A 741-nucleotide genomic window follows, 5' to 3' on the forward strand; every position below is an offset into this window, starting at 1 on the left:
GCCCGGAGCACTCCCACGGTTAGCGCCCCCGGGCTTCCAGCGCAGAGAGGGCACGCTCCAACAACCCCCTGTTGGTCGCGGCTGCTCCTTCGATCTCACGGATCGTTTCGCTGGCGTTCTCGATCATGCGCTCGACGCGCATGTCCCTCTCGGTCTGGCTGGCGAGCGCGCTCCTCGCGTTCGCATCGATCGCCTGCACCGTCGCGGTCAGGAACGTCTGGCTCTGGGCGACGCCCGCGAGCGTGTCCTTGATGCTGGACAGGATGCGGTTGGTCTCGGCCGCGGTGAGCAGGGTCTCCCTGCTCTCCTTTAGTCGAGCCTCCGCATCGCTGTCGCGCCGCTTCTGCAGGTAGATGATTGCGATCAGGAACAGGACGAGCATCACGCCCACCAGTCCCTGATCCAGCAACTTGCCCATGGCGCTATCGAGCATCGACCTGCCCTCGCCCGAGCTCGAAGCGGCGCATGTCAGCGTCTCCCCGGCTTACCGGTTCGCCGCCGGCAGCCGCGCCACGACAGGCGCCAGGGTGTTGCCCTCGTTGGCGCCGTCCTCGAGACTGAGCTTCCGGAACACGATCTCGGCGAGACCGGCCTGCCCGCCGGCCGCCTCGAGCGCCTTTGCCGGCGCGGCGTCGACCGCTCGCTGCACCGCCTTGGCGATCACCGAAAAAAAAAAAACAGCCAGTGCCAGCCCATCAGACAGACGGATATCACCATCATCTGCTTATTGGAGCCCAACAG

General features: G+C 65.9%; 2 protein-coding genes. Both read right to left on the minus strand.

All coding sequences use genetic code 11. The features are described from left to right. Positions 1 to 19: 19 nt before the first annotated feature. Positions 20 to 433, minus strand: a complete 414-nt coding sequence (locus VQ03_RS30690) for a hypothetical protein (protein WP_048432250.1) — start codon at positions 431 to 433, stop codon at positions 20 to 22. Between the two features lie 51 nt (positions 434 to 484). Further along, the gene (locus tag VQ03_RS30695) at positions 485 to 664 is read right to left on the minus strand and encodes a hypothetical protein (RefSeq protein ID WP_048454727.1); all 180 of its coding nucleotides are present in this window, start codon (positions 662 to 664) and stop codon (positions 485 to 487) included. Between the last annotated feature and the right edge of the window lie 77 nt (positions 665 to 741).

This window comes from Methylobacterium tarhaniae, assembly GCF_001043955.1.
Lineage (GTDB): Bacteria > Pseudomonadota > Alphaproteobacteria > Rhizobiales > Beijerinckiaceae > Methylobacterium > Methylobacterium tarhaniae.

Excerpts from the sequence above, each read along its gene's own strand:
- VQ03_RS30690 (WP_048432250.1), bottom strand. The coding sequence starts at position 433 with ATGCTCGATAGCGCCATGGGCAAGTTGCTGGATCAGGGACTGGTGGGC.